This window comes from Kribbella sp. CA-245084 (genome assembly GCF_050942355.1).
Lineage (GTDB): Bacteria > Actinomycetota > Actinomycetes > Propionibacteriales > Kribbellaceae > Kribbella.
In genome coordinates, this window is the sequence record NZ_CP192053.1 from 6,624,892 (window position 1) to 6,650,374 (window position 25,483).

Here is a 25,483-nt window from a genome sequence, read left to right on the forward strand (position 1 = left end):
ACTGGTCGCCTTCGTCCTGGGCAGCGCGGCCGCGTGGCTCGTACATCGCCTGGTGAGGGAGGCGCGCGGATGAGCTGGCTTTTACGCCACAACTGGCTGTGGTCGCTGCTCGCGTTCTTCCTCGGCGCAGCGATCACGTGGGTCCTGCTCGACCGCCGCCGCCCGGCCCCCGCACTCGCGGACGAGCCGCCCGCGGAAGAACCCGTCCTCGTCGGAGCCGCCGTCGCATCGCAGGCCGCTCCCGCATCGCAGGCCGCTCCCGCACCGCAGGCCGCTCCCGCACCGCAGGCCGTTCCCGCGTCCCAGGCCGCGCCTGCATCGCAGAAGCCCGCAGCACCACCGCGGGCCGCGGCTGCAGCGCCGGAGGTTCCTGTTCGGGAGGTGCCGCAGCCTGTCTTCTCCCGGGTGATGGAGGCCGAGCCGACGCTGTTCGAGGTCGACATGGCAGCGCCCGAGCCGCAGACGACGGCCGACGTACTGCCCGGCCGGTACGGCGAGGGCTCGGCCGACGCCGTACCGCATCAGGGGCCGCCGGACGGCTTCACGATCAAGGGCAACGCGCAGTCGATGCTGTTCCACACGCCGGATTCGCCGTACTACGGGCGTACCAAACCTGAAGTCTGGTTCCGCACCGAGGCCGATGCCGAGCGAGCCGGTTTCGCCAAGTACACCCGCCGCCCCCGCAAGTCCGCGGACCCCCGCGACTGATCACGAGGAGACGCAGTGCCCCAGCTCCACGTCCCCTACGTCGTCGAACAGGACGAGGACGGCACCTGGCTCGCCGAAGCCGCCCTCACCCCCGACATCTTCCTCCAGGGCGAAGGCGAAACCCGCGAAGCAGCCCTCGAAGACCTCCGCACCTCAATAACCCAGGCCACCACCGAATCCGGCATCCCCGACCAACTCACTGTCGACCTCCCCGACTGACCCACCCCCGGTCCTACGATCGCGACAACACTCAGTAGCCAGGAGGCCAAGTTGCGGCGGCATGGGAAGAAACGCGGCAGGGGGCGCTGAGAGATGGCGAAGGAGATCCCGGCGGCCGGCGATCCGGCGGAGCCGGACGACGTGTTGACGCCGGATGCTGTCATCACTCCTGAGGACCGGCTCTTTCCCTACGACAAAGGGCAACCGCCTGCGACCGAGGCTGTGAAGAGACGGCCCCGGCGGTTGCGCGGTGGGGGCCGGCGCGGGGCAGCGCAGTACACGCAACGGGAGCAGGAACGCGGACCCCGGCGCTGACACGGAGCTGTTGGAGCAACTGAGTGCGAGCCTATTTGCTTGTACTGGCAAAGGGCCGTCAGACTATGCGGAACGCCTTGCGGGACCGTCCGACCGACGGCGTCACCACATCACCGCGGTATCCCCGGGGTTCTTCCGGGATCAGTGCACTGCCCTCCCCTTTTAGGTGCGCCCGAACGGGGTACGGGAACTAGGTTTGGAGACACCCGATGGAGGTGAGCGTGACCGACATGCTGCCGGAGCAGCACCACGGACTGACGAAGAGTGACCCGCTGTGGTTCAAGCGGGCCGTCTTCTACGAGGTCCTCGTGCGGTCCTTCAAGGACTCGAACGCCGACGGCATCGGCGACCTGCAGGGTCTGACCGAGAAGCTCGATTACCTCGAGTGGCTCGGTGTCGACTGCCTCTGGTTACCGCCGTTCCAGCCGTCCCCGCTGCGCGACGGCGGTTATGACGTCGCCGACTACACCGGCGTGATGCCGGAGGTCGGCACCGTGCAGGACTTCGAGGAGTTCCTGGTCCAGGCGCACGCGCGCGGGATCCGGGTGATCGTCGACTTCGTGATGAACCACACCTCGGACCAGCACCCCTGGTTCCAGGCTTCCCGGGAGGACCCGGACGGCCCGTTCGGCGATTTCTACGTGTGGTCGGACACCGACGACACCTACGCCGACGCGCGGATCATCTTCGTCGACACCGAGTCCTCGAACTGGACCTGGGACCCGGTCCGCGGCCAGTACTTCTGGCACCGGTTCTACTCCAACCAACCGGACCTGAACTTCGAGAACCCGGCCGTCGGCGACGCGATCGTCGAGGCGCTGAAGTTCTGGCTCGACCGCGGCGTGGACGGCTTCCGGCTGGACGCGGTGCCGTACCTGTTCGAGACCGACGGGACGAACTGCGAGAACCTCCCCCGGACCCACGAGTTCCTGAAGCGGGTCCGCAAGGAGGTGGATGCGAACTACGAGGACCGCGTCCTGCTCTGCGAGGCGAACCAGTGGCCGGCCGACGTGGTCGAGTACTTCGGCGACCGCGACTCGGGCGGCGACGAGTGCCAGATGGCGTTCCACTTCCCGGTGATGCCGCGCATCTTCATGGGCGTACGCCGGGAGTCGCGCTTCCCGATCTCGGAGATCCTGGCGCAGACGCCGGAGATCCCGGACACCTGCCAGTGGGGCATCTTCCTGCGCAACCACGACGAGCTCACGCTCGAGATGGTCAGCGACGAGGACCGCGACTACATGTGGGGCGAGTACGCGCAGGACCCGCGGATGAAGGCGAACATCGGCATCCGCCGCCGCCTCGCGCCGCTGCTCGACAACGACGTGAACAAGATGGAGCTGTTCACGGCGCTGCTGCTGAGCCTGCCCGGCTCCCCGATCCTGTACTACGGCGACGAGATCGGCATGGGCGACAACATCTGGCTGGGCGACCGCGACGGCGTCCGTACGCCGATGCAGTGGTCCCCGGACCGCAACGCCTCGTTCTCCACCGCGACGCCCGGCAAGCTCAGCCTGCCGGTGATCATGGACCCGGTCTACGGCTTCCAGGCGGTGAACGTCGAGGCCGAGATGGAGAACGCCTCGTCGCTGCTGCACTGGACCCGCCGGATGATCCAGACCCGCAAGCAGCATCCGTGTTTCGGCATGGGTACTTTTACGGATCTGGGTGGTTCCAACCCGAGCGTGCTGTCCTACGTTCGCGAGTTCGGCGACGACGTCGTGCTGTGCGTGAACAACCTGTCCCGCTTCCCGCAACCGATCGAGCTGGACCTGCGGCAGTGGCAAGGAGTGGAGCCGATCGAGTTGCTGGGCGGTGTGCACTTCCCGACGATCGGGGAGTTGCCCTACCTTCTGACCCTCGGCGCCCACGGTTTCTACTGGTTCCGGCTGGCGAAGCCGGCTGACCACGAGGAGAGCATGTAGTGAATTCGCATCTGGACCAGGTCCAGTCCTTCTGCGCGAGCCAGAGGTGGTTCGGGGAGAAGGGACACGACGTCCGCGTCGAAGCGATGGCCACCTCGGTGTGGCTGTCGGACGAGGGCGCCTGGCCGGCGGTCCGGATCGGGTTCGTCTACTGTGCGGGTCCGCCCGGGGTGGAGATCCCGATCCGGGTGTACCAGCTGCCGCTCAGCTACCACCGCGCGCCGGTCGACAACCTCGGCCACGCGCTGATCGGTGAGTGGGCGGAGGCGGATCTCGCCGACGCCGACGTCTGGGTGTACGACGCCTTGCACGACAAGGAAGCGACGCCGTACTGGCTGGACGGACTTACGCACGGACGGCAGCTGGACGGGCTGGAGTTCCATCCCGTCCAGTCTCCGGACCGGACGATCGAAGTGCCCGAGGATGCCCAGTCGCTGGTCCTCACCGTTGAGCAGAGCAACACGTCGCTGGTCTTCGGCGATGTCGCGCTGCTGAAAGTGTTCCGCCGGCTCGAGCCCGGGAGCAACCCGGGGGTCGAGATCGAGTCGGCGCTCACCGAGTCCGGGTCCGAACTGGTCCCGGAGGTGCTGGGGTCTGCGCGCGGTCGGTGGCCGCGGGCCGGCGGCGGCACGGACTCGGGTGAGCTGGCGATGATGACGGCGTTCCAGAAGAGCGCGACCGACGGCTGGTCGTTCGCGACCTCGTCGGTGCGCGACCTGTACGCCGAGGCCGACCTGCACGCCGAGGAGGTCGGCGGCGACTTCGCGGCCGAGTCGCACCGGCTCGGCGCGAGCACCGCGCAGGTGCACTCCGAGCTGGCGAAGGCGCTCGGCACCGACATCTGGGAGCCGGAAAAGCTGGTCGAGCACGCGAACGCGATGCGCCGTCGCCTCGACGCCGCGGCGGCCGCGATCCCGGACCTCGCGCCGTACGCCGGTGGTCTGGCGCGCGCGTTCGACGCGCTGGCGGCGTACGACCAGCCGGTCACGGTGCAGCGGATCCACGGCGACTTCCATCTCGGACAGGTACTGCGGACGATCGACGGCTGGAAGCTGATCGACTTCGAGGGCGAGCCTGCCAAGTCGCTGATCGAGCGGCGCGCGCTGGACACCCCGGTGAAGGACATCGCCGGGATGCTGCGCTCGTTCGACTACGCGGCCCGGTCGCTGCTGCAGGACCACGAGGGCGACCAGCAGATCGCGTACCGCGCGACCGAGTGGGCCAACCGCAACCAGCAGGCCTTCTGCGACGGGTACGCCGAGGTGGCGGGCACCGATCCGCGCGAGCAGACCGTGCTGCTGAACGCGTTCCTCGCCGACAAGGTGATCTACGAGGTGCTGTACGAGGCTCGTAACCGGCCGACCTGGCTGCAGATCCCGCTGTCCGCAGCGGCGCACTTGGCCGAACAGTAATACCCAAATCTCTGCCAAGTAGTCGCACTCCGGCTGAGAATTACAGAGCGTGGGTGGCCGACCACTGTAATACTTGCGGGCATGCCTCCCGAGCCGCTGCTAGAGGTCGGTGTTCTCGGCCCTCTGGTGGTCAGGCTCGGCGGCACCCCGCTCTCGGTCGACCGTCCGCTGGAACGGGCCCTGCTGGTCCGGCTCGCGCTGGCCGGCGGTATGTCTGTTCCGGACAGCCGGGTCGCGGTCGACCTCTGGGGTGACGTCGACCTGGCCCGACCGACCGAGCGCCTCCGCGTGCTCGCGTCCCGGCTCCGCGCTGCCCTCGAACTCCCTTCGCTGCTGACTCGCTCGAACGGCGGATACGCGCTGGCGGCCCGCGTCACCGACCTCACCGAGGCGCGCTTGGCAGCCGAACAGATGCACGCGGCCGTCCGCTCCGGTGAGCCTGCTTTGGTCCGTACGGCGGCCCGCGGCGCGCTGTCCCACTGGCGCGGCCCGTCGCTCGCCGACCTGCGCACCGTCCCGTACGCCGTCGCCGAGGGCGAACAACTCGACGCGTGGCGACTGGCTCTCCAGGTGGAACTCTTGGACGCCGACCTAGCCCTGGGCCACGCAGCCGAAGCCGCCCGCGAGCTAGAGGCCCTAGCAGCCGAAAACCCTTTACACGAACGCCTCTGGTGCCTACTGGCCCTGTCCCTCTACCGCACCGGCCGCCAAGCAGACGCCCTATCCCGCCTCTCCAAACTACGCACCCGCCTAGCCGACGACCTAGGCGTAAACCCAGCCCCCCGACACAGCCGCGATGGAGCTACGCCTACTCCGCCAAGACCCAACCCTCCTCCTCAAACCAACCCCACCCACTCCGCGGACGGCAGGCGGACCGGTCGCCGCCTCATCCCAGGTGCCGCCGGGCGGCAGCCCGGTCACCGGCGGGGTGTTTGAGGTGCCGCCGGCGAAACCGACCAAGCCCGCGGCGCACAACTCGACTGGGCTCTCGCCTTCGTCGAGACAGCCGGTGGCGACGACGACTTCGCCTCGGCCGACTCCATCACCGAAGTCTTCGCCGAATGGCCCAACCTGCTCGACGTCCTCGACCGCGCCCCAGGCAGCGACCGCGCCGTAGTAGGCCTCCGCCTAGCACTAGCCCTCCACACGCCGTGGCTCATCAGAGGCTGGTACGCCGAAGCCGCCCGCCACTTCGGCGCCCTGTCCGACGCCCCGAACGCAACCACAGCCGAGCGAGTCACGGCCCTCAGCAACCACGGCTTCGTCCTGACGATGCGCGGCCGCTTCGACCAAGCCGCCGCGTCCCTGACCGAAGCCGAACTACTGGCCAGGACTCAAGACGACGACACCCTCACGCTGACGGCGCTCTACTACCGCAGCATCGTCGAGATCGAACGCGGCCACCTCCTGGACGCGTTCACCCCCTTGCTGGCCGGCCAGGCACTGGCCCGCACCTCACCGCAGCACGAACGCCGACTCTCCGCCTGCACCGACGCGCTGGGCACCCTCTACGTCTACACAGGCCAGCCCGCCAAGGCCCTCGAGTGCTACGAGACCTGCGTCGTCGCGGACCGCGAGTACGGCGATGAGCACGGCCTGTCCCGCGGCCTCAGCAATCTCGCGGGAGCGCTCGTCAGCCTCGACCGGTACGACGAGGCGCTGAAGGCAGCCGCCGAATCCGACCACTACGCACGCCGCCTCGACGACCGCCAGATCCTCCCGCTCAACGAGGTGATCCGCGGCGTGGTCGCGGTCGCGCGCGGCGACCTCGACGCCGCTGAGAAGTACCTGCGCGCCGCGGTCGAGTACGCCGTCGCCGACGACAGCGGCGTAACCCACGCATACATCGACCTCGCCGATCTCCTCATCCTGCAAGGCGAAGTCGACGAAGCCGCCACCCTCCTCGACGCAGTCTTCGCCGAAACCACCGACCACAGCACGTCCTGGCTCGCCGCCCGCGCTGTAGCCACCGCTCTCGCGCTGGCCCAGGGCAACCGCGAGCAAGCCACCGCGCTGCTGGCGGAAACCACCACAGCCCACACCCGAACCGGCTTCGCCTGGCCCCGCTACACCGCCCGTCTCAACGCCGTGAAAGCTGCATTAGCGGACTAACGATTGTGTACGTCGGGACTCGGCGGGTACGGGGTGCAGTGAAGACAGCATTGATCGGGCAGGATGGGATTCATGGGAGAGCGCGAAGCTTTTGAGGAGCCTGTGGTGGCGGTTGAGGAGCCTGTGGTGACAGCGGTTCGGGTCGATCGGACCGAGCTGGAGAGACTCGTCGCCGGCACGTACCACGATCCTCATCAGGTGCTCGGCCCGCATCTCGGCGAGCACGGTGTGACGGTGCGCGCCCTGCGGCCGTTCGCGAAGAGCGTGACCGTGCTGTACGACGACCAGCGGCTCGATCTGCGGCACGAGCACGACGGCATCTGGGTCGGCGTACTCGATGTCGACAAGGTCCCGGACTACCGCCTCGAGGTCACGTATACCGACGGTCCCGCGGCCGTGGTCGACGACCCGTACCGCTATCTCCCGTCGCTCGGCGAGGTCGACCTGCACCTGATCGGCGAGGGCCGGCACGAGCAGCTGTGGACCGTGCTCGGCGCCCACGTCCGCCGGTACGACGGCCCGACCGGGACCATCACCGGCACGTCGTTCGCCGTCTGGGCCCCGAACGCGCAGGGGATCCGGCTGACCGCGGACTTCAACTTCTGGGACGGCCGCGCGCACCCGATGCGCTCGCTCGGCTCGTCCGGCGTGTGGGAGCTGTTCGTGCCCGGCGTCGGCGCGGGCACGCGGTACAAGTTCGACATCTGCGGCCGCGACGGCGTCTGGCGGCAGAAGGCCGACCCGATGGCCAACCTGGCCGAGACTCCCCCGGCGAACGCGTCCGTCGTCACCGAGTCGTCGTACGAGTGGAGCGACGCCGCCTGGCTCGAGCAGCGCGCGCAGACCGAGGCGTACGCCGAGCCGATGAGCGTCTACGAAGTACATCTCGGATCCTGGCGGAAGGGCCGTTCGTACCGCGAGCTCGCCGACGAACTTGTTGCCTACGTCAACGACATGGGGTTCACCCACGTCGAACTGATGCCGGTGATGGAGCACCCGTTCGGCGGATCGTGGGGCTACCAGGTCACGTCGTACTTCGCGCCGACCTCGCGCTTCGGCGACCCGGACGACTTCCGCCTGCTCGTCGACAAGTTGCACCAGGCCGGGATCGGCGTCATCGTCGACTGGGTGCCCGCGCACTTCCCCAAGGACGCCTGGGCCCTGGCCCGCTTCGACGGTACGCCGCTGTACGAGCACCCGGACCCGCGCCGCGGCGAGCAGCCGGACTGGGGCACGCTGGTCTTCGACTTCGGCCGGCCCCAGGTGCGGAACTTCCTGGTGGCGAACGCGATCTACTGGGCCGAGGAGTTCCACATCGACGGCCTGCGCGTGGACGCGGTCGCCTCGATGCTCTACCTGGACTACTCGCGCCAGGACGGCCAGTGGGTCCCGAACCAGTACGGCGGCCGGGAGAACCTCGAGGCCGTGTCGTTCCTGCAGGAGATGAACGCGACCCTCTACAAGCGGGTCCCCGGCGTCATCACCGTGGCCGAGGAGTCGACGTCCTGGCCGGGCGTCACCCGCGGAACGCATCTCGGCGGTCTCGGCTTCGGCTTCAAGTGGAACATGGGCTGGATGAACGACTCGCTCCGCTACCTGGAGCACGAGCCGATCCACCGGCAGTACCACCACCACGAGCTGACGTTCTCGATGATGTACGCGTACTCCGAGAACTTCGTCCTCCCGCTCTCCCACGACGAGGTCGTGCACGGCAAGGGTTCGCTGCTCCGCAAGATGCCCGGCGACCGCTGGCAGCAGCTGGCGAACCTGCGTGCGTACCTGGCGATGATGTGGGCGCACCCGGGCAAGCAGCTGCTGTTCATGGGCTGTGAGTTCGGCCAGGAGTCGGAGTGGTCGGAGAAGGGCGAGCTGGACTGGTGGCTGCTGGACCACAGCGACCACCAGGGTCTGCAGCAGCTGGTCCGCGATCTCAATCGGGTCTACAAGGACACTCCGGCGTTCTGGCGGACCGACCACGAGGCGGAGAAGTTCAGCTGGATCGACGCGAACGACGCCAGCAACAACATCTTCTCCTTCGTCCGGTACGGCGACGAGGGTGAGCCGACCGTGGCGTGTATCGCGAACTTCTCCGCGGTCCCGCACCACGGCTACCGTCTGGGTCTCCCGTACGCCGGCCGCTGGGAAGAGGCCGTCAACACCGACGCGAACACGTACGGCGGCTCCGGTGTCGGTAACTTCGGCGCCGTCGAGGCCGACGGACCGGAGTGGCACGGGATGACCACCAGCACCGAGCTGTCCGTCCCACCCCTGGCAACGGTGTACCTACGCTTCACCGGGTAGCGTTCACGGCGTGACTCCGCTGATCGATGGTGACCTGACCCTGCGACTGTCACGCCAGGACGCACAAGCAGTCGTGTTCGACGTGGAGAACGGCAAGCCGGTCGGGACCGTCGAGGTGCGCCGGACCACCCAGGACGCCGGACTGGTCGTTTGGGCGCTCGACGGCGGGCACGAGCTGGCACTGCGGGCAGTCCGGTTGGCAACGGAGTACGCGTTCGGTGAGCTCGGGTTCGAGCGGCTGCAGGTCGAGGTCGACCCGGAGCTCCACTCGACCGCGCGGGTCGCCATCCGGTCCGGTTTCCGGCGCGAAGGCGTACTGCGTGGCGCCGCGCTCGTGGACGGTGAGCGCCGGGACGTCGCCATCTACGGCATGCGCATCGACGACCCACGCCCGAACACGGTGACCGGCTGGACAGCCTTGATGGACTCCACGCTGCCCAAGAAGCGAGTGATCGCCCACGTCGTCGTACGCGACACGGCTGGGCGCGTCCTGCTGTGTCAGGTCAGCTACAAGAAGGACCTGGAGCTGCCCGGCGGTGTGGTCGAGCCCGACGAGGACCCAGCGACCGGTGCGTCGCGCGAGATGCAGGAGGAGATGGGTACGGCGCTGCCCCTACTCGGCGTACTGGCCATCGACTGGCTGCCGCGCTGGGAGGGCTGGGGCGACGCTGTCGAGATCCTGTACGACGGCGGCGTACACGACCCATCGCTGATCGACGAGCTCCAGCCGGACGGCTTCGAGATCCGCGCCCTGTCGTGGCACGCGCCCGAGGAGCTGGAGGGCCTGGTCTCCCCGCTCAACGCCCGCCGCCTCCCGATGCTCCTGGCCGCGCCGGATCAGCTTCACAACCTACGCGCCGGCGTACCGATCACTTCGTGAGCTGGTTGACACACCAGACGTAGTGCCCGTCGCCGGCGTTCTCGTCGTAGATCGTCGCGGTGACGATGCCGTACGCCTGCCGGTACAACCGCATCCGCTCCCGATCGTGTCCGAGCCCCGCAAACCGATCCAGCAACAGGTTGTCGAGCCGCCGCGCCTCCGGCCCGTACATGTCGAAGAACCCGGCCGCCAACGACGCCTCGAACGTGGTGTCCCCGGCAGTCGACAGGAACCCCCAGTCGAGCACCGCCGCAACCTCTGAGCCGTGCATCAGCACGTTGGGCGGACAAACGTCCCCATGTACGACGCTGAGCTCGACCTCCGGCAGGTCGCACAGCCCCTCAACCACCGTCTCCAGCAGTCCCGGGAAGTCAGGCACGTCCCGCTCGAGATGAACCTTCGAGGCTGCTGCGCGACGACGTACGACTGCAGCCAAGCTCTCGCCCCAGGACCGCTCCCAGAACGGCTCACCAATCACCGGTAGCGCTCTGCTCGCCGGACCCGGGCGCGCAGAGCGGAGCGCCTCGACAACCAGGACAAACGCATCCAGCGCCTGCGACTCCGGCAGACCAGCCTGATGCAGCGGCACCCCGGTCAGCTTGTCCTCGACGCTGACCGCGAGCCCGTTCTCCCCGACGCCGATCTCGCGGATCCGCGGCGTACGAAACGGCAACTCCGGCAGTTCGTCGAGGAACGCCTTCAGCGGCAGCACATCCTCCGGCCGCCGGTCGAACCAGACCTTCCGCACGGTCCCGTCCCCGAGGTCGTAGACCGCGCCTTCCATCCCCTGGCCGATGAGCTCCACCGGCCCGACTCTAACGAATGAACCGGATCGTCAAGGGGTAGCGGTAGTCCTGGCCGCTCGAGGCCGCGATCGTCGCCAGCACGATGACCACGACCGCCGCGACCGCACCGATCACGATCAGCGGCACGATGATCAGCACCCCGAGACCGAACGTGATCAGCACTAGCACCACCGCGATCGCCGTGTAGATCAGCAGCGAGATCTGGAAGTTCAGCGACTCCACCGCGTTCTTGCGGACGAACTCGGACCGGCCGCGGAACAGCAGCCAGATGATCAGCGGACACAGGAACCCCATCGCGACCCAGGCCGCGATGAACACCCCCACATGCGCGAGCATCGCCCACGTGCGTTCTTCCGAGGCCGACAACGCCGACCCTGAGCCCGGAGTGCTCATGCTCCCAGTGAAGCACGCCGATTCCTTTTCGCGGCAGCGCTGGTCAGTACCGATAACGACCAGCAACGAAAGGAATCACGATGGCGAGCAAGGAGTCCGAAGCGGTCCGGCGGCACTGGGTCGCGTCGCGCGAGTCCGCCCAGCGGGACACCCCCGACGGCGACCAGGAGTTGGGCGACCACCGCTGGGCCGAGCTGACCACCGAGCCCACAGACGTGGACTACCTCTCCGTCGAAGGCCGCCAGGCGATCTGGATCGTCCCGCACCACGCCTCGGCAGACCGGGTCCTGCTGTGCTTCCACGGCGGCGGCTACATCGGCGGATCGCGCTACTCACACCGGAAGATGTTCGCTCACCTGGCCAAGGCGATCGGCGTCCGAGCGCTCGTCTTCGACTACCCGATGGCGCCGGAGCACACGCATCCGGCCCAGCTCGACCACGCGGTCGACACCTACCGCTGGCTGCTGAACCAGGGCATCTCCCCCGAGCACGTCCTCTTCACCGGCGACTCGGTAGGAGGCGCGATGGCCGTCACCACCCAGCTCCGCGCCCGCTCGATCGGCTTGCCCCTACCGGCCGGAGCAATGCCGTTCTCCCCGGCCGTCGACTTCGAGGCGACCGGAGCGTCGTACGACGCCAACCGGGATCGTGACGAGTTCTTCCACCGCGACCTCGTCCGTGGACTCGCCTACCTCTTCCTGGGACCGGACGGCTCACCGCGGGATCCGTTCGTGAATCCGCTGTTCGGCGACCTCACCGGGCTCGGACCGATCTACATCCAGGTCGGCGGCGACGAAGTACTGCTCGACGACGCGAACATGCTGGCCGAGGGAGCGGAGAAGGCCGGGGTCGAGGTGCGGCTCGATGTGTTCCCGGAGATGCAGCACACGTTCCAGATGGCGGCCGGTCGCGCGCCGGAAGCCGACGATGCGATCCAGCGGATGGCACGCTGGGCACGGCCGGTGCTCGGCCTGTGACAATCGAGGAGATAGCAGTGAGCGATTTCGGCAGCCGGACTGAGCCGTTCCGCAAGGAGCTGCTCGCACACTGCTACCGGATGCTCGCGTCGGTGCACGAGGCGGAGGACGCCGTACAGGAGACGTACCTGCGGGCCTGGCGGTCGTGGTCGGGGTTCGAAGAGCGCTCGTCGGTGCGGGTCTGGCTGTACCGGATCGCGACCAACGTCTGCCTCACCGCACTCGAACAGCGCGGCCGCCGCGCCCTGCCGTCCGGGCTCGGCGCTCCGGCCACGGACCTCTCCCCCGGCGTACCTCCCGACGACCCAGCTGTGCTCTTCGTGGAGCCGATGGCAGAGTCGTTGGTGGTCGATGACCCGGCGACGATCGTGACCACGCGAGAGAGCCTGCGGCTGGCGCTCATCGCCGCGCTGCAGTATCTGCCGGCCAAGCAGCGCGCCGTGCTGATCCTGCGCGAGGTCCTGGCGTTCCCGGCGGCCGAGGTCGCGACCATGCTCGACACCTCGGTCGCGGCGGTGAAGAGCACGCTGCAACGAGCCCGTGCCCGGCTCGACGAGAACCCGACCGAGGCGATCGTCGAGCCGGACGACCCGCAGGCGCAGGCTCTTCTCGCGGACTACGTCAGCGGCTTCGAGAATGCCGACCTGGCGGCGCTCGAGCGGGCGCTGCGCGCGGACGCGGCGATCGAGATGGTCGGTACGACCGCCTGGTTCAACGGCCGGGTGATGTGCCTGCAGCTACTGGCCTCCGCGCTCGGCTCACCGGGCGACTGGCGGATGCTGCCGATCGTCGCGAACGGTCAGCCCGCGGTCGGCGCGTACTTCAAGGGAGAGGCGTACGGCATCGCCGTACTCACTCCGACGACCACCGGGCTCACCCACATCCACGTGTTCAGCACACCCAGCCTGGTCACGCACTTCGGTCTGCCGCTCACACCGCCTGCACCGTAAGGAGTGCGCGGCGGCTCGTGCTCACCAGAGCCAACGCGAGTACGACGAGTCCCATCGCGATGATCGGCCACCAGACGAGATGGGCGGCGTGGACGAACGCCTGCGGATCGGTCGTCGCCTTGGCACCGACGATCGATCCGGCGATCGCGACACCGAGCGACGTACCGGTCTGCCGGCCGACCGATGCGAGCGACGCCGCGAGACCGGTCATCGACGCGGGCATCCCCGAGACCGCCGAGTTCGCGATCGGCGGATTGATCGTGCCCAGGAAGACGCCGAACAGCAGGAAGATCGCGAGGATCACGGGCAGCGGGGTCGCGATGCCGATCGTCATCGACGCGGCCGCTCCGAGCGTGAGCGCCGTACCCGCGACGACCAGCGGCAGGCGCGGGCCGAGCGAACCGACCACGCGGCCGGTCAGCGGCGACAGCACGCAGATCAGCAGACCGACCGGCAGCAGGGACAGGCCGGCGTCGAGGGCGGACAGGTTGCGGACGCTCTGCAGGTAGAGGGTCGTGACGAAGAGGAACGCACCGAAGCCGCTGTAGGCGAACAGCGCGATCAGTACGGCGGAGCTGAACGGGACGCTGTGGAACAGGCGGAGCTCGAGCAGCGGCTCCTCGCGACGGCGCTCGTAGGCGATCAGTGCGACCGCTGAGACGGCCGCGACCACGAGCAGCCCGATGATGAACGGCGAACCCCAGCCGTGCTTCTCGGACTCGATGATCGCCGACACGACGCCGCCGAGGACCAAGATCACGAGGAGCTGGCCGATCGGGTCGAACCGGCGGCCGTGGGCAGCTCGCGACTCCGGGACGAACAGGCTGGTGAAGACCACCGCGAGTACGACGATCGGGAGGTTCACCCAGAAGATCGACCTCCAGCCGAGGCCGTCGACGAGCGCGCCGCCGACGATTGGGCCGAGGACAAGCGACAGGCCGGCCGTCGCGCCGAAGATCCCGATCGCCCTGGCCCGCTCGGCCCGGTCGGGGAAGACAGTCACCACGATCGCCATCGCGACCGGGTTGAGCATCGTGCCGCCGACCGCCTGGACGGCACGGGCGGCGATCAGCCAGCCGATGCCGGGCGCCAGGCTGCACAGCAGCGAACCGATCCCGAACACGATCAGCCCGAGCCGGAACATCCGGCGGCGACCGAACCGGTCGGCGGTCGATCCGGCCAGCAACAGGAAGCTCGCGAGGACGAGCGTGTAGGCGTCGACGGTCCACTGCAGTCCGGCCGTCGAGGCGCCGAGCCCGTCCCGGATCGCCGGCAGGGCGACGTTGACGATCGAGATGTCCATCACCGAGATCAGCAGGCTGGCGCAGCAGATCACCAGGACGGCGTACCTGCGGGCACTGGTCAGACCAGTGTCCTCGAGCGTTCCGGTGTCCTCGGACGTTGGAAGGGTCATACCACCACGGTAGGATTTAGAGCGTGCTCGAAGTCAATGAACGCGGGATCAGCATCGCCGAGGCCGCCGAACGCACCGGCGTGAGCGTCCACACGCTGCGGTACTACGAACGCGCCGGCCTGGTCGTCACCACCGTCGACCGCACCGCCGGCGGGCGCCGTCGCTACCGCCAGATCGACCTGGACTGGATCAAGATCTGCACCAGGTTCCGCGCCACCGGGATGCCGATCCGCACCATCCGCCGGTACGCCGAGCTCGTCCTGGCCGGGCGTGGCAACGAGAAGGATCGACTCGAGCTCCTCGAGACGCACCGCTCCGACGTACTGACCCAGCTCGCCGAGCTGCAGGAGAGTCTGGAGCTCATCGACCACAAGATCGACGTGTACCGCGGCCGGATGGAAGCCGGCGACGCCGATCAGCTCTGGGCGCCACGCTGACTCTGCGCCTGAAGCCTCGCGATCAGGAAGCGCCGTTCGGTCTCGTTGGCAGTGAGCTCGATCGCCTCTCGGTAGGCCCGCGCGGCTTCGTCCGTACGCCCGAGCCGGGTGAGCACGTCCGCGCGAGTGGCCGGCAGATAGGCGTACGTCGCCAGCGCCGGTTCCTTGCTCAAGGCATCCAATTCGTCGAGGACCGTCTCCAGGTCCGCGCCGGGGACGAGGCTGTGTGCGGCGGCCCGGTTCAGGGCGACGATCGGGGTCGGCCAGCTCACCATCATCGCGTCGTACATGCGGACCACCTGGCCCCAGTTCGTCCTCGCCCACGACGGCGCGGTCACATGGAGCCCGGCAACCGCCGCCTGCAACGCGAACCGCCCGTGGCCGCGCTCCAACGCCGCCGTGGCCCGCGATACCCCCTCCGCAAGCATCGGCGCGTCCCACCGGGAACGATCCTGATCCGCGAGCAACACCAACTCGCCGTCGGCGCTCACCCGCGCGTCACCGCGCGCCTCGGTCATCAACAGCAACCCGAGCAACGCCTGCGGTTCCGGCTCGTCCGGCATCAGCCGCTCGAGCAACCGTGCCAGCTCTATCGCGCGGCCAGTCAGATCGGTCCGCGTCAACGCCGACCCCGCCGCAACATGCCCGGCCGTGTAGACCAGATGTACGACGGTCAGCACGACGTCCAGCCGCTTGGGCAGCTCGTGGTCAGCCGGGATCCGGTACGGGATACCTGCCGCCGCGATCTTCTTCTTGGCCCTCGTGATCCGCGCCGCCGCCGTCGACTCGCTGATCAGCAGGACCGCCGCGACCTCGCGGGTCGTGAGCCCGCAGATCAGCCTGAGCGTCAGCGCGACCTGCGATTCGCGCGCCAGCGCCGGGTGGCAGCAGGTGAACACCAGCCTCAGCGGATCCGTCGGCTGCTCGATCTCGCCGGGCTCCTCGACCAGCAGTGGGAGCTTCCGCCACAGGTTCGTCTCGCGCCGGAGCCGGTCCAGGGCGAGGCGCCGCGCGACCGTGGTCAGCCAGCCGCCCGGGTTCGACGGGATCCCGTCCGGCCAGGTCCGTAGCGCCTGCACGAACGCGTCCTGCGTGCAGTCCTCGGCCAGGTCGAGGTCCCGCGTCAGCCGCACGACCGACGCGAGTACGGTCGACCAGCTCTCACGATGAGCCTGGTCGACCACCCGGGTGACCTCTACCGCCTCAGTCACCACATCTCCCCCGCTTGTCCCCCGCGGGTACGCCGACGGGACGGACCGTCGGCGTACCCGTCTCGGTCATGTCAGGCCGACGGCTGTGAGTCCGACGAGGTGTCCATCACCGGACGGACCTCGACGTTGCCGGACGGGCAGATCTTGGCCAGCTCCAGCGCCTGGTCGAGATCACGGGCGTCGATGACGTAGTAGCCGCCGAGCGCCTCCTTGGTCTCGATGAACGGACCGTCGGTGACCAGCGGCTCGGCGCCCTCGCGCTGCTTCACGGTGCTCGCCGTCGTCGACCGCTCGAGCGCCTCCCCGCCGAGGATCCGCGCCCCGGCCTTCTCCACGGCCTCGGCGAACGCCCCGTGCAGCTTCATCGCCTGCTGCCAGTCGTCCGGCGTGACGTTGTCGTACCACTCTTCGCTGTCGTACAGCAGGAACATGTACTGCGCCATCTCAGGCTCTCCCTCGTGTAGGGCTTGTACTGAACATCTTGCTGACGATCGCCGCCACACGGAATCGACAACACCCGGGAAGAATCTTCATTACTGTTGAGTACTGTGACTTCGATGGAGCATCTGGACGTCCTCATCGTCGGCGCAGGCCTGTCCGGCATCGGCGCGGCGTACCGTCTGCAGACCCGCTGCCCGGACCGGACGTACGCCGTACTGGAGGCGCGGGACGCCCTCGGCGGCACGTGGGACCTGTTCCGGTACCCGGGGGTGCGGTCGGACTCGGACATGTTCACGCTCGGATTCCCGTTCCACCCGTGGAAGGCGGCGAAGGCGATCGCGGACGGGCCGTCGATCCTCGACTACCTGCACGAGACCGCGTCGACGTACGGGATCGACAAGCACATCCGCTTCGGCCAACGCGTCGTGCAGGCCTCCTGGTCGTCGGTCGACGCGCTGTGGACGGTTGAGACGGGCGACTCGGTCTACACCTGCTCGTTCTTGTATGTGTGCAGCGGGTACTACGACTACGACTCCGGGTATGTGGTCGACTTCCCCGGGCAGAGCTCGTTCGAGGGCCGGATCGTGCACCCGCAGCACTGGCCGGCCGACCTGGATTACACCGGCCAGCGAGTGGTCGTCATCGGCAGTGGTGCGACCGCGGTGACGCTCGTGCCCGCGATGGCCGATACGGCGTCCCATGTGACGATGCTGCAGCGTACGCCGAGCTACGTCGCCTCCCGGCCCGCCCGTGACGCGTTCTCGGACCGGCTCCGCGCCGTACTGCCGGAGAACCTCGCGCACCGGCTGATCCGCGGGAAGAACGTTGCTGTGAGCACCGCGCTCTACAGTGCGTTCCGGAAGTGGCCGGCGCATGCGGCGTGGCTGCTGAACGCCGGGGTGGCTCGGGAGCTGCCGCAGTCGATCCCGGTCGATCCGCACTTCACCCCGCAGTACAAGCCGTGGGACCAGCGGTTGTGTCTGGTGCCGGACGCCGATCTGTTCAAGGCGTTGCGGGACGGATCGGCGTCGGTGGTGACCGACGAGATCTCGCGCTTCACCCCGCAGGGTCTGCTGCTGCGGTCCGGCCAGGAACTGCAGGCCGATCTCGTGGTGACCGCGACCGGCCTGCGGATGGTTGCGCTTGGCAACATCCAGGTGACGGTCGACGGGCGGTCGGTCGCGCCGCACGACACGTTCGTCTACAAGGGGATGATGCTGAGCGGTGTACCCAACCTCGCCTGGTGCATCGGCTACACCAACAACTCCTGGACGCTGCGCTCCGACCTGACCTCGCAGTACGTCTGCCGGCTCCTCAACCACCTGACCGCGACCGGCACCCGCATCTGCATCCCGGAGGTCGACCCGGCCGAGTACGACGCTCCGCCCCGGCCGGTCGTCGACCTGTCCTCGGGCTATATCCGTCGGGCCGCGTCGATCCTCCCGCGCCAGGGCAGTCAGGGCCCCTGGCGCCTCCGGCAGAACTACCCACGCGACCTGGTGACCTTGCGCTTCGGGCCGATCAGCGACGGGGTCATGCAGTTCCGACGCGACTGAGGTCGACACAGGCACTCGGGGGCCGACACAGGTTATTGCCTGTGCCGGCCCCCGAGTTCGTGTGTCGAGCTGGTCGGCTACGGGATGGGCGCCGGGGGTTCGGCGCCGACGTAACTGGCGATCGGGCGGATGATCTTCGGGTCCTCCGACTGTTCGAGGATGTTGGCGGACCAGCCGATGATGCGGCTGACCGCGAACGTCGGCGTGAACATCGCGCGCGGGATGCCGCACAGTTCCATCACGACGCCGGCGTAGAACTCGACGTTCGCGTAGAGGTTGCGGCCCGGCTTCAGCTCGGCGAGGACGTCGACGATGCGCTGCTCGACGGTCGTCGCGAAGTCGACCAGGTCACCGCCGATGCCGCGGGCGATATCGCGGAGCATCAACGAACGCGGGTCCTCGGTTCGGTATACCGCGTGGCCGAATCCCATGATCCGGTCGCCCGCCGACACCTTCGCGCGGACCCAGGCGTCGATGCGGTCCGGCGTACCGATCTCGTCGAGGCTGGCGAGGGCCCGGTCCGGCGCACCGCCGTGCAGCGGTCCGGAGAACGCGCCGATCGCTCCGGCGACGGCCGAGACCACGTCGGCGCCGGTGGAGGCGATCACCCGCGCGGTGAACGTGGAGGCGTTGAAGCCGTGGTCCAGGGTCGAGACGAGGTAGTGCTCGATCGCGGTCGCATGTACTGCGTTCGGCTCGGCGCCAGTGACCAGGTAGAGCCAGCTCGCTGCGGCCGAGAGGTCGGCGCGCGGCTCCAGCGGCTGCTGGCCTTCGCGGAGGCGGTAGAGAGCCGCGAGGATGGTCGGGGTGACCGCGCAGACAAGCATCGCGTCGGCCTTGCGGCGGGCCGGGTCGGCGTCCCAGAGCGGCGGGAGGCCACGTACTGCCGCCAGGAGCGACAGGGCCGTGCGGAGACCAGCGAGCGGGTTGAACTTGGCGCCGGCGGCCGCGATCGCGGGGAGGACCGCGCTGACCTCGTCGGGCAGGACCCGCAGCGGCGCCAGTTCGGCGATGAACCGGTCGCGCTCGGCGTCGGTCGGGAGGCGGCCCTCGAACATCAGGTACCAGACGTCTTCGAGCGTCTTGGACTTGGCGAGATCGATCGCCGAGTACTGGCGGTAGTGGTAGAACCCCTCATCGCCACGGACGTCGCCGAGGGCCGTCTCGGTGACGACGACGTTGCGCAGACCGGGCGGAACATTGATCACTGTTGACATATCTTCAGAGTTGACAGCGAATCAACTATTGTCAATATTGATCCAGTCAATGTTCGACGAGATGAATGACTTGAGGAGCGGGGATGACGGCCGAAGGTGACGAGAATTACCTGACCACCGCGGAGGTCGCACGCCGCCTGCAGGTGAAGCCGGAGACGATCTACGCCTACGTCAGCCGAGGCCTCCTCACCAGCACCCGAGCCCGAGGCCGCCGCGGCAGCCTCTTCTCAGCCGCCGAGGTAGAACGCCTGGCCAGCAAGTCGGTCGACCACTCCGGCGTCGTAGAACGCATCGAATCCGAACTGACCCTCCTCCAAGACGACGAGCTCTACTACCGAGGCCACCCAGCCCGATCCCTCGCCACCACCTCAACAGTCGCCCAAGTAGCCAACCTCCTGTGGACCGGTGACCAGTCCGCTGCAGTTGGTTTCTCAGCCGGTGAGGTCCCGTTGGCGCGGGCTGCGATGGGGGTGGTGCCGGACGGGGCTCGGTTGACGGATCGGTTGCGGGTGGCGGTGGCGGTGCTGGGGGCTGCTGATCCGTTGCGGTTCGACCTGTCCGCGCCGTCCGTGACTGCTGCAGCTGGGCGACTGATCGGGACCTTGGTCACAGCGCTGCCCGGCGACCACGTGGACTCCGGCGCGACTCTCGGCGCGCGCCTCTGGCCGAAGCTGTCTGACGAAGCGCCTCGGCCTGAGGTGCTCGATGCCGCTCTGATCCTGCTGGCCGACCACGGGCTCGCCGTCTCGACGGTCGCCGCCCGCGTCGCCGCCAGCGCACGCGCCAACCTGTACGCCGTCATCTCGGCCGGCCTGGGCGCGCTCGACGGGCAGTACCACGGCGCCGCGCCGACCCTCGCGTACGAGTTCCTCCACCGCGCACAGCAGGATCCGCTCAAAGCCCTGTCCGACCAGTTGCGTTCAGGCGAACCGATCCCCGGCTTCGGGCACCGGATCTACCAGCATCGCGACCCGCGCGCCGAAGTACTGCTCGGACTGCTCGGCGACCACCCGATCGTCGGCACGATCGCCGCGATCGCCGAACGCACCCCGACGTTCCCGAACAGCGACCTCGCCATCGCCGCGATCATGCACGCGTACAACTTCCGCCCGGACGCCGGCGACGCCCTGTTCGCGCTCGCCCGGATGATCGGCTGGACCGCGCACGCCCTGGAGGAGTACGCGGCCCCGGCCCTCCGCTTCCGCGCGATGGGCATCTACACCGGTCAGACCACCTGAACTACTTCGCGCCGAGCTTGATCAACGTCGCCGCACCGGGCTCCAGCTCCAACGGGATCGGACCGACCCGCCGCGCGGCGTACGCCTGCTTCGCCGGCTGGAAGATTCCGACCGACCCGACCGTCTGCTCGTTCACCGAGACCACGGTCGGGGCCAGCGTCGAGTGCGAGCGGTTGGCCACCAGCACCCAGCGATCCTTGACCGCGGCGTCCCGCGACCTGAACGTGCCGAGCACCACCGGACTCCGCGAGACGTCGGTCACGAACGCGGTCGGCGTGAACGCCACCGTTCCGTTCGGGAGCGGCGTCTCGTTCGCGTGCACGACGGACTCCGACACCAGCGGCTTCAGCTCGCGCCCGACCTGATGCAGCCAGGTAGTGTTGATCTTCTTCGCGGCGGCGTATCGGGGAGTGCGCTGCCCGTCGACCGTGATCAGCGCCGGCCCGAATCCCTCACCACGAGCAGCCTCGGGCGTCCAGTACGTGAAGTACTGGATGCCCTTCGCGCCGTACGCGAGGCTGATGTTGATCTGCCAGAGCAGCTCGGCCGCGGTCGGTTCGCGATGGTTGTTGTAGGCAAGCGTCTGGATGAACACCCAGGCCGGGATGTCGCCGTGCAGCGCGGCGTCCCGGACGATGGCCCAGTTGTGGAAATAGTTCTCGTCCTCGCGCCCCTCGGAGAGCAGCGGGTACCGGTCGAACGAGATCAGCGACGGCTGCACGACGTCGACGAAGTTGCGATAGTACGTCGCGTCGTCCGACGGCAGCAGGTTGATGTACGGCAGCAGCTGCGGGGCCAGCTCACGCGAGATCGAGAGCGCCTTCGCCAGCGTCGCGAACCAGCCCGCACCCGGCTCGTCGTAGAAGTTGAAGCCGGCCAGCGACGAGTATGGCCCGTACGCGTCGCGAGCGCGGATGTAGAGCGCACTCGCCTCGGCCGGCGTCACGCTGAGGAAGTCGGTGGTGGTGTCGGAGATCGAGAACCAGCGGGACATGTTGCGGATCTGGATATCGTCCGAGATCAGCATCTTCAGGCCGGCGTCGCGGGCCAGGCCCAACTGGTACTGGAAGATGTTGCCGTCTCCCGCGTAGTTGCCGGAGAGGATGAAGTCGAAGCCGGCGGTCTTGATCTCCGCGAACCGTTGCGCGGTGCTCGCGTACGGATGCGGCGGCCAGAACAACCCGATCGGGAAGTCCGGCCCACCGATCAACGGCAACGTATCCGGCGACGGCACCGCGGCCGGGGCCGCCCCGGCACCAGCCGCACCGGCGCTCGCCGCACCGGCGGCGGAGGTCGTCGCGCCGGCGGCGGAGGTCGTCGCGCCGGTGCTGGTGGTCGAGGCGGCTGCGGTAGTCGTGGAAGCAGCCGTTGCGGCTGCGGCGGTCAACGCGGTGGCGCCGGCGCCGAGCAACAGACTGCGACGGCTGGGGCCAAGGATCTGGTGCGGACTCTGCATGGTTCTCCTTCGGAAGGCGGTCGAACGGAGCGTGCGGCAGAAGACTTCTCAGGACCGTTGACGGTGATCCGCGACGGCATCGGCGGTGGCATCGAAGGCCTGCTCGGCCAACGGATAGTCGCGCTGGGCGACGCCGAGATAGAGCGCATCCAGCACGATCATCTGGGCATGCCGGCCGGCCAGTCCCCCGGTCCGGAACGTGACATCGCGAGCCGCGGTGACCAGCACGATGTCCGCAACCCGCGCCAACGGCGAGCGCGGGTAGTTGGTGATGGCAACAGTCGTCGCCCCTTGCCGCCCGGCCCGGGTCACGGGTTCAAGGACCTCGAGCGTCTCGCCACTGTGCGAGATCCCGATCGCGACATCACCGCTCCCGAGCAGAGCCGAGCTCGCCAGGGCAGTGTGTACGTCGCTCCACGTACTCGCGCTCCGCCCGATCCGGTGCAGCCGCAACCGCAGGTCCTCGGCGACCGCCGCCGACCCCGCCACGGCGTACAGGTCGATCCGTCGCGCATCCGAGATCGCCCGCACCGCACGTCCGAGCGCGTCGACGTCCAGCGACGCGACGGTGTCCTCGAGCGCCCGCGTGTCGGCACGCAGGAGCGTCCGGAGTACGTCGTCGAGCGAGTCGTCTGGTCCGACCTCCGAACCAGTCCCGCGTTCCCAACTGAGACTCGTCCGACCACTCTCGGCCGCGAGCGTGAGCCGCAGCTCCGCGTACCCGGACAGGCCGAGCGCGAGGCAGAAGCGTGTGACGCTCGGCAGCGACGTACCGCAGCGGGCCGCCAACTGGCCGATCGTCGATCCCGCGACCGCCGCCGGATCCCGCAGTACCTCGGCGGCGATCCGGGCCTGCGCCGGACTCAACGCCGGCAGCAGGCCGTGGATCCGCGCCTCGAGACTCGGCGGCGGCGATGCGACTGCACTCATGTAAAGAATTCTCAGAGCACTTCAGTATTAATTACAAGAATTCACACTGTCCGATTCCGGCCAAGGTCCTCAGCGCGCAGCCATCCGCCGGATAGTGAACTGGTCAGACCAGCCACCCGCGATCAGCACATCGATCCGCCCGCTCAGCACATACGTCCCGTACGGCGTGATCGCGGCCGTCGTCGGACCGGAGACCGGCCACGGCTCGACCGACCGCACCTGAGCAGTCCGGTAGTTGTCGCGACTGCTCAGCACAGTCGCCCGCTCGACGCCGGCCGCACCGAGCTTGTTGGTGATCGCGATCAGCCGACCATCCCGCGCGAGCGCCAAGCCGTCTCCCCCGACCAGTGCACTGGTCAGACCAGTCGTACTGAGTGCACCGCGCAGCGAGATCCGGAACAGCGTGCCCACGTCGTACCGGACCACCAGCAGGTAGCCGCCCGGATGCCAGACGATGCCGTTGGCCCCGATCGTGTCGCTCCGCAGCCGCTCGTCGCGGACCAGAACCGACGCCGTACCGCCAGGCGTGATCCGATAGATCGCGTCTCCCGCCGAGTCGGTCACATAGGCGTTGCCCACGGCATCGATCGCCAGGTCGTTCACGCTGTGACGACCGCCGGCTGGATTCAGCCGCGAAGTGTTCAGGTCAACCTTCCGCTCGAGCCGGCCAGTACGCAGGTTGTAGATCGCGACACCGGACTGCTTGTAGAGCGTCGCATCCGACGACCGCTCACCGTTGCCGATATCGGCGTACGTGACGAGCACACGGTTGCGCACGGCATCGACATGCAGCCCGAACGTCGACACCCCGGGCGCGACACCGAACGGATGCGGCACGCCGTCCCGGCCGACCACCGAGATCCGCCCGGTCGCCAGCGACCCGATCAGGAACGCCTGCCGGGTCGGATCCCAGGCGATCCCCTCCGGGTACCTGTCAGCCGTCCGTCCGTCGAGCTGCACGGGAATCCCGTGCGAAGCAGCGGCCGTGACGGGAACTGCGGCCGGCGACGCCGTCAAGGCGAGCAACGCCGCGGCCAACACTCGAAACCTCATCAAGAACTCCTCCTCGAGATCAATACGAGCACAGATACTAATCAGAGGTCTGATGGCCGTCAATGCATATATTATCGACGCCGTTCGTAGGATGGTCCGCATGCGGATGTCCTTCGACGAACGGCTCGGCAGTCACTTCAAGCGGGTCGAGCAGGAGCTGCAGGCGGCGAAGTCAGCCGCTGTGAAACCGGCCGGACTCACGGTTCCGCAGTACGCCGCTCTGTTCGTGCTGGACGAGCAGCCGGGCATCTCGGCCGCCGAGCTGGCTCGCCGCTGCGCCGTCACCCCGCAGACGATGACGACGATCCTGCGCAACCTGGAGGCCGGCGGCCTGATCGAGCGCACGCCGCATCCGCTGCACAAGCACGTGATCGAGACCCGTCCGACGCAGGCCGGGCGCAAGGCCCTCGATCAGGCGGACAAGCGGGCCACCGGCGTCGAACGCCGGCTGGCCGCGGCTTTCAGCGAGGAGGAGGCGGAGACCCTCCGCGCCCTCCTCGCCCGGGTCTCGGAGACCCTGACAACAGATCCGATCCTGAAGAGTTAGACGATCCTGAAGGGTTAGAACAGGGCGGACATCAGCCGACGGCGGGCCTTGATCACCCGGTCGTCGTCGGCGCCGACCACCTCGAACAGCTCCAGCAGGTGCAGCCGGACAGTGTTCCGCTCGTCGCCCGAGGTCGCCTGGACCGTGCTGATCAAGCGCGCGAAAGCGTCGTCGACATGCCCGCCCATGAGGTCGACATCGGCGACCAGCAGCTGCGCCTCGACATCGGTCGGGTTGTCCGCGGCCCGCGTCCGTACGTCGTCCGGCACGTCCTGGGTCCGCTTCACCAGCTGCACCCGCGCCAGCCCGGACTTCGCCTCGGCGTCGGCCGGCGTCTCCTTCAGCAGCTCCTCGTACGCCGCGATCGCGCCGTCCAGGTCACCCGCGCCGAGAGCGTTCTCCGCCTTCTCGTACCGCGGGTTCGGCGGCGGCTCCTCCTCCGAGTCAGCGTCCGGGGCAGCCGGTCCGACCGGCTCGGCGCGACCCGTGATGCCGTTCGCCACCGCCACAGTCAGCAACTGGTCGAGGTACTGCCGGACCTCGGGCTCGCCCAGGACGCCCTGGAACAACGGCACCGGCTGACCGCGCAGGATCGCGATCACCACGGGCACCGACTGCACGCCGAACGCCTGCGCCACCTGTGGGTTCGCGTCGACGTCGATCCGGGCCAGCAGGAACTTGCCGTCGTACTCGGTCGACAGCTGGGCCAGCACCGCACCGAGAGCGTTCGAGCCCTGGGAGCGGGGCGACCACAGCTCGACCACGACCGGCGCCTGCAGGGAGCGCTCGATCACGTCGGTCTGGAAGTTCGCCTCGGTCACGTTCAGCACGTACGCGCCGCCGGCGGCACCAGCCGGAGCGCCGGGACCACCCGGCGTACCGGGAGCCGCACCGGCCGGCTTGCGCAGGCCCGACAGGTCGATCGCCCCGGGACGGGAGAAGTTGGACTGGCTCACCACTGTCCTCGCATTCCGTGCGCACATAC

At 68.4% G+C, this 25,483-nt stretch carries 24 protein-coding genes; 14 read left to right on the forward strand and 10 right to left on the reverse strand.

Translation table 11 applies throughout. From position 1 onward, the window contains the following. The first annotated feature begins 69 nt into the window (after positions 1-69). The 8 genes from ACQPYH_RS31465 to ACQPYH_RS31500 all read left to right on the forward strand — a co-directional run bounded on the left by ACQPYH_RS31465 (position 70) and on the right by ACQPYH_RS31500 (position 9,872). Positions 70-708, forward strand: a complete 639-nt coding sequence (locus tag ACQPYH_RS31465) for a sunset domain-containing protein (RefSeq protein ID WP_432878686.1) — start codon at positions 70-72, stop codon at positions 706-708. A gap of 15 nt (positions 709-723) precedes the next feature. After that, on the forward strand, positions 724-927 hold the full coding sequence (locus ACQPYH_RS31470; protein ID WP_432878689.1) for a hypothetical protein: 204 nt from the start codon (positions 724-726) through the stop codon (positions 925-927). Between the two features lie 524 nt (positions 928-1,451). After that, entirely contained in the window at positions 1,452-3,167 is a 1,716-nt protein-coding gene (treS, locus tag ACQPYH_RS31475) for a maltose alpha-D-glucosyltransferase (RefSeq protein ID WP_432878692.1), read from the forward strand. Beyond that, positions 3,167-4,579 (forward strand): maltokinase N-terminal cap-like domain-containing protein, encoded by a 1,413-nt coding sequence (locus ACQPYH_RS31480; protein ID WP_432878695.1) that lies wholly within the window; start codon positions 3,167-3,169, stop codon positions 4,577-4,579. The genes treS and ACQPYH_RS31480 overlap by 1 nt, the downstream gene beginning before the upstream one ends. 81 nt (positions 4,580-4,660) lie before the next feature. Continuing rightward, positions 4,661-5,515 (forward strand): AfsR/SARP family transcriptional regulator, encoded by an 855-nt coding sequence (locus ACQPYH_RS31485; protein ID WP_432878698.1) that lies wholly within the window; start codon positions 4,661-4,663, stop codon positions 5,513-5,515. A 264-nt stretch (positions 5,516-5,779) separates the two neighbouring features. After that, positions 5,780-6,691 carry a tetratricopeptide repeat protein gene (locus ACQPYH_RS31490; RefSeq protein WP_432894539.1) on the forward strand — a complete coding sequence of 304 codons (912 nt, stop codon included), beginning with the start codon at positions 5,780-5,782 and terminating at the stop codon, positions 6,689-6,691. A 126-nt stretch (positions 6,692-6,817) separates the two neighbouring features. Beyond that, complete coding sequence (gene glgB, locus ACQPYH_RS31495; protein ID WP_432878701.1) at positions 6,818-8,992, forward strand: 1,4-alpha-glucan branching protein GlgB; 2,175 nt, start codon at positions 6,818-6,820, stop codon at positions 8,990-8,992. Positions 8,993-9,002: 10 nt separating this feature from the next. Further along, entirely contained in the window at positions 9,003-9,872 is an 870-nt protein-coding gene (locus ACQPYH_RS31500; protein ID WP_432878704.1) for an NUDIX hydrolase, read from the forward strand. Here the strand turns inward: ACQPYH_RS31500 and ACQPYH_RS31505 are convergent. Both ACQPYH_RS31505 and ACQPYH_RS31510 read right to left on the reverse strand, forming a co-directional pair. Further along, the gene (locus tag ACQPYH_RS31505) at positions 9,862-10,677 is read right to left on the reverse strand and encodes a phosphotransferase (RefSeq protein ID WP_432878707.1); all 816 of its coding nucleotides are present in this window, start codon (positions 10,675-10,677) and stop codon (positions 9,862-9,864) included. The genes ACQPYH_RS31500 and ACQPYH_RS31505 overlap by 11 nt on opposite strands. A gap of 10 nt (positions 10,678-10,687) precedes the next feature. Next, the gene (locus tag ACQPYH_RS31510) at positions 10,688-11,071 is read right to left on the reverse strand and encodes a DUF4870 domain-containing protein (RefSeq protein ID WP_432878709.1); all 384 of its coding nucleotides are present in this window, start codon (positions 11,069-11,071) and stop codon (positions 10,688-10,690) included. Between the two features lie 80 nt (positions 11,072-11,151). Here ACQPYH_RS31510 and ACQPYH_RS31515 point away from each other — a divergent pair, with 80 nt between their 5' ends. Both ACQPYH_RS31515 and ACQPYH_RS31520 read left to right on the forward strand, forming a co-directional pair. Continuing rightward, positions 11,152-12,048 carry an alpha/beta hydrolase gene (locus tag ACQPYH_RS31515; RefSeq protein WP_432878712.1) on the forward strand — a complete coding sequence of 299 codons (897 nt, stop codon included), beginning with the start codon at positions 11,152-11,154 and terminating at the stop codon, positions 12,046-12,048. A 17-nt stretch (positions 12,049-12,065) separates the two neighbouring features. Next, entirely contained in the window at positions 12,066-12,998 is a 933-nt protein-coding gene (locus ACQPYH_RS31520) for an RNA polymerase subunit sigma-70 (protein ID WP_432878714.1), read from the forward strand. Here ACQPYH_RS31520 and ACQPYH_RS31525 read toward each other — a convergent pair. After that, positions 12,979-14,412: an MFS transporter gene (locus ACQPYH_RS31525; protein ID WP_432878717.1), complete on the reverse strand. Its 1,434-nt coding sequence runs from the start codon at positions 14,410-14,412 to the stop codon at positions 12,979-12,981. The two genes, ACQPYH_RS31520 and ACQPYH_RS31525, sit on opposite strands and share 20 nt — an antisense overlap. 23 nt (positions 14,413-14,435) lie before the next feature. On the opposite strand from ACQPYH_RS31525, the gene ACQPYH_RS31530 reads away from it, so the two are divergent. Then, positions 14,436-14,849: a MerR family transcriptional regulator gene (locus tag ACQPYH_RS31530; protein WP_432878720.1), complete on the forward strand. Its 414-nt coding sequence runs from the start codon at positions 14,436-14,438 to the stop codon at positions 14,847-14,849. Here ACQPYH_RS31530 and ACQPYH_RS31535 read toward each other — a convergent pair. Further along, positions 14,828-16,060: an RNA polymerase sigma factor gene (locus ACQPYH_RS31535; protein ID WP_432878723.1), complete on the reverse strand. Its 1,233-nt coding sequence runs from the start codon at positions 16,058-16,060 to the stop codon at positions 14,828-14,830. The genes ACQPYH_RS31530 and ACQPYH_RS31535 overlap by 22 nt on opposite strands. A gap of 71 nt (positions 16,061-16,131) precedes the next feature. Continuing rightward, complete coding sequence (locus tag ACQPYH_RS31540; protein WP_432878725.1) at positions 16,132-16,503, reverse strand: YciI family protein; 372 nt, start codon at positions 16,501-16,503, stop codon at positions 16,132-16,134. 114 nt (positions 16,504-16,617) lie between these two features. Between ACQPYH_RS31540 and ACQPYH_RS31545 the strand changes: the two genes are divergently transcribed. After that, the gene (locus tag ACQPYH_RS31545) at positions 16,618-18,057 is read left to right on the forward strand and encodes a flavin-containing monooxygenase (RefSeq protein WP_432878726.1); all 1,440 of its coding nucleotides are present in this window, start codon (positions 16,618-16,620) and stop codon (positions 18,055-18,057) included. A gap of 77 nt (positions 18,058-18,134) precedes the next feature. Here the strand turns inward: ACQPYH_RS31545 and ACQPYH_RS31550 are convergent, their stop codons facing one another. Then, positions 18,135-19,274, reverse strand: coding sequence for a citrate/2-methylcitrate synthase (locus tag ACQPYH_RS31550; RefSeq protein WP_432878729.1), 1,140 nt, complete (start codon positions 19,272-19,274; stop codon positions 18,135-18,137). An 83-nt stretch (positions 19,275-19,357) separates the two neighbouring features. Here ACQPYH_RS31550 and ACQPYH_RS31555 point away from each other — a divergent pair, with 83 nt between their 5' ends. Continuing rightward, a complete protein-coding gene (locus ACQPYH_RS31555; RefSeq protein WP_432878731.1) occupies positions 19,358-20,512 on the forward strand; it encodes a citrate/2-methylcitrate synthase in 1,155 nt (384 codons plus the stop codon). Position 20,513: 1 nt separating this feature from the next. Here the strand turns inward: ACQPYH_RS31555 and ACQPYH_RS31560 are convergent, their stop codons facing one another. The 3 genes from ACQPYH_RS31560 to ACQPYH_RS31570 all read right to left on the reverse strand — a co-directional run bounded on the left by ACQPYH_RS31560 (position 20,514) and on the right by ACQPYH_RS31570 (position 23,951). After that, the gene (locus ACQPYH_RS31560) at positions 20,514-21,968 is read right to left on the reverse strand and encodes a hypothetical protein (protein WP_432878734.1); all 1,455 of its coding nucleotides are present in this window, start codon (positions 21,966-21,968) and stop codon (positions 20,514-20,516) included. Positions 21,969-22,016: 48 nt separating this feature from the next. Beyond that, the gene (locus ACQPYH_RS31565; protein ID WP_432878736.1) at positions 22,017-22,898 is read right to left on the reverse strand and encodes a MurR/RpiR family transcriptional regulator; all 882 of its coding nucleotides are present in this window, start codon (positions 22,896-22,898) and stop codon (positions 22,017-22,019) included. A gap of 69 nt (positions 22,899-22,967) precedes the next feature. Next, on the reverse strand, positions 22,968-23,951 hold the full coding sequence (locus ACQPYH_RS31570; RefSeq protein WP_432878739.1) for a hypothetical protein: 984 nt from the start codon (positions 23,949-23,951) through the stop codon (positions 22,968-22,970). A gap of 100 nt (positions 23,952-24,051) precedes the next feature. On the opposite strand from ACQPYH_RS31570, the gene ACQPYH_RS31575 reads away from it, so the two are divergent. Beyond that, positions 24,052-24,498 carry a MarR family winged helix-turn-helix transcriptional regulator gene (locus ACQPYH_RS31575; RefSeq protein ID WP_432878741.1) on the forward strand — a complete coding sequence of 149 codons (447 nt, stop codon included), beginning with the start codon at positions 24,052-24,054 and terminating at the stop codon, positions 24,496-24,498. Positions 24,499-24,512: 14 nt separating this feature from the next. Here ACQPYH_RS31575 and ACQPYH_RS31580 read toward each other — a convergent pair whose 3' ends face one another. Next, entirely contained in the window at positions 24,513-25,454 is a 942-nt protein-coding gene (locus ACQPYH_RS31580) for a tetratricopeptide repeat protein (RefSeq protein WP_432878743.1), read from the reverse strand. Positions 25,455-25,483: the final 29 nt, after the last annotated feature.

What these genes read in the sequence shown, in the direction of transcription:
- treS (WP_432878692.1), top strand. Translation starts at nt 1,452, where the DNA reads ATGGAGGTGAGCGTGACCGACATGCTGCCGGAGCAGCACCACGGACTG.
- ACQPYH_RS31485 (WP_432878698.1), top strand. Translation starts at nt 4,661, where the DNA reads ATGCCTCCCGAGCCGCTGCTAGAGGTCGGTGTTCTCGGCCCTCTGGTG.
- ACQPYH_RS31565 (WP_432878736.1), bottom strand. Translation starts at nt 22,898, where the DNA reads ATGAGTGCAGTCGCATCGCCGCCGCCGAGTCTCGAGGCGCGGATCCAC.
- ACQPYH_RS31550 (WP_432878729.1), bottom strand. Translation starts at nt 19,274, where the DNA reads ATGTCAACAGTGATCAATGTTCCGCCCGGTCTGCGCAACGTCGTCGTC.
- ACQPYH_RS31465 (WP_432878686.1), top strand. Translation starts at nt 70, where the DNA reads ATGAGCTGGCTTTTACGCCACAACTGGCTGTGGTCGCTGCTCGCGTTC.
- ACQPYH_RS31525 (WP_432878717.1), bottom strand. Translation starts at nt 14,412, where the DNA reads ATGACCCTTCCAACGTCCGAGGACACCGGAACGCTCGAGGACACTGGT.
- ACQPYH_RS31545 (WP_432878726.1), top strand. Translation starts at nt 16,618, where the DNA reads ATGGAGCATCTGGACGTCCTCATCGTCGGCGCAGGCCTGTCCGGCATC.
- ACQPYH_RS31575 (WP_432878741.1), top strand. Translation starts at nt 24,052, where the DNA reads ATGCGGATGTCCTTCGACGAACGGCTCGGCAGTCACTTCAAGCGGGTC.
- ACQPYH_RS31540 (WP_432878725.1), bottom strand. Translation starts at nt 16,503, where the DNA reads ATGGCGCAGTACATGTTCCTGCTGTACGACAGCGAAGAGTGGTACGAC.
- ACQPYH_RS31510 (WP_432878709.1), bottom strand. Translation starts at nt 11,071, where the DNA reads ATGAGCACTCCGGGCTCAGGGTCGGCGTTGTCGGCCTCGGAAGAACGC.
- ACQPYH_RS31560 (WP_432878734.1), bottom strand. Translation starts at nt 21,968, where the DNA reads ATGCAGAGTCCGCACCAGATCCTTGGCCCCAGCCGTCGCAGTCTGTTG.
- ACQPYH_RS31515 (WP_432878712.1), top strand. Translation starts at nt 11,152, where the DNA reads ATGGCGAGCAAGGAGTCCGAAGCGGTCCGGCGGCACTGGGTCGCGTCG.
- ACQPYH_RS31555 (WP_432878731.1), top strand. Translation starts at nt 19,358, where the DNA reads ATGACGGCCGAAGGTGACGAGAATTACCTGACCACCGCGGAGGTCGCA.
- ACQPYH_RS31570 (WP_432878739.1), bottom strand. Translation starts at nt 23,951, where the DNA reads ATGAGGTTTCGAGTGTTGGCCGCGGCGTTGCTCGCCTTGACGGCGTCG.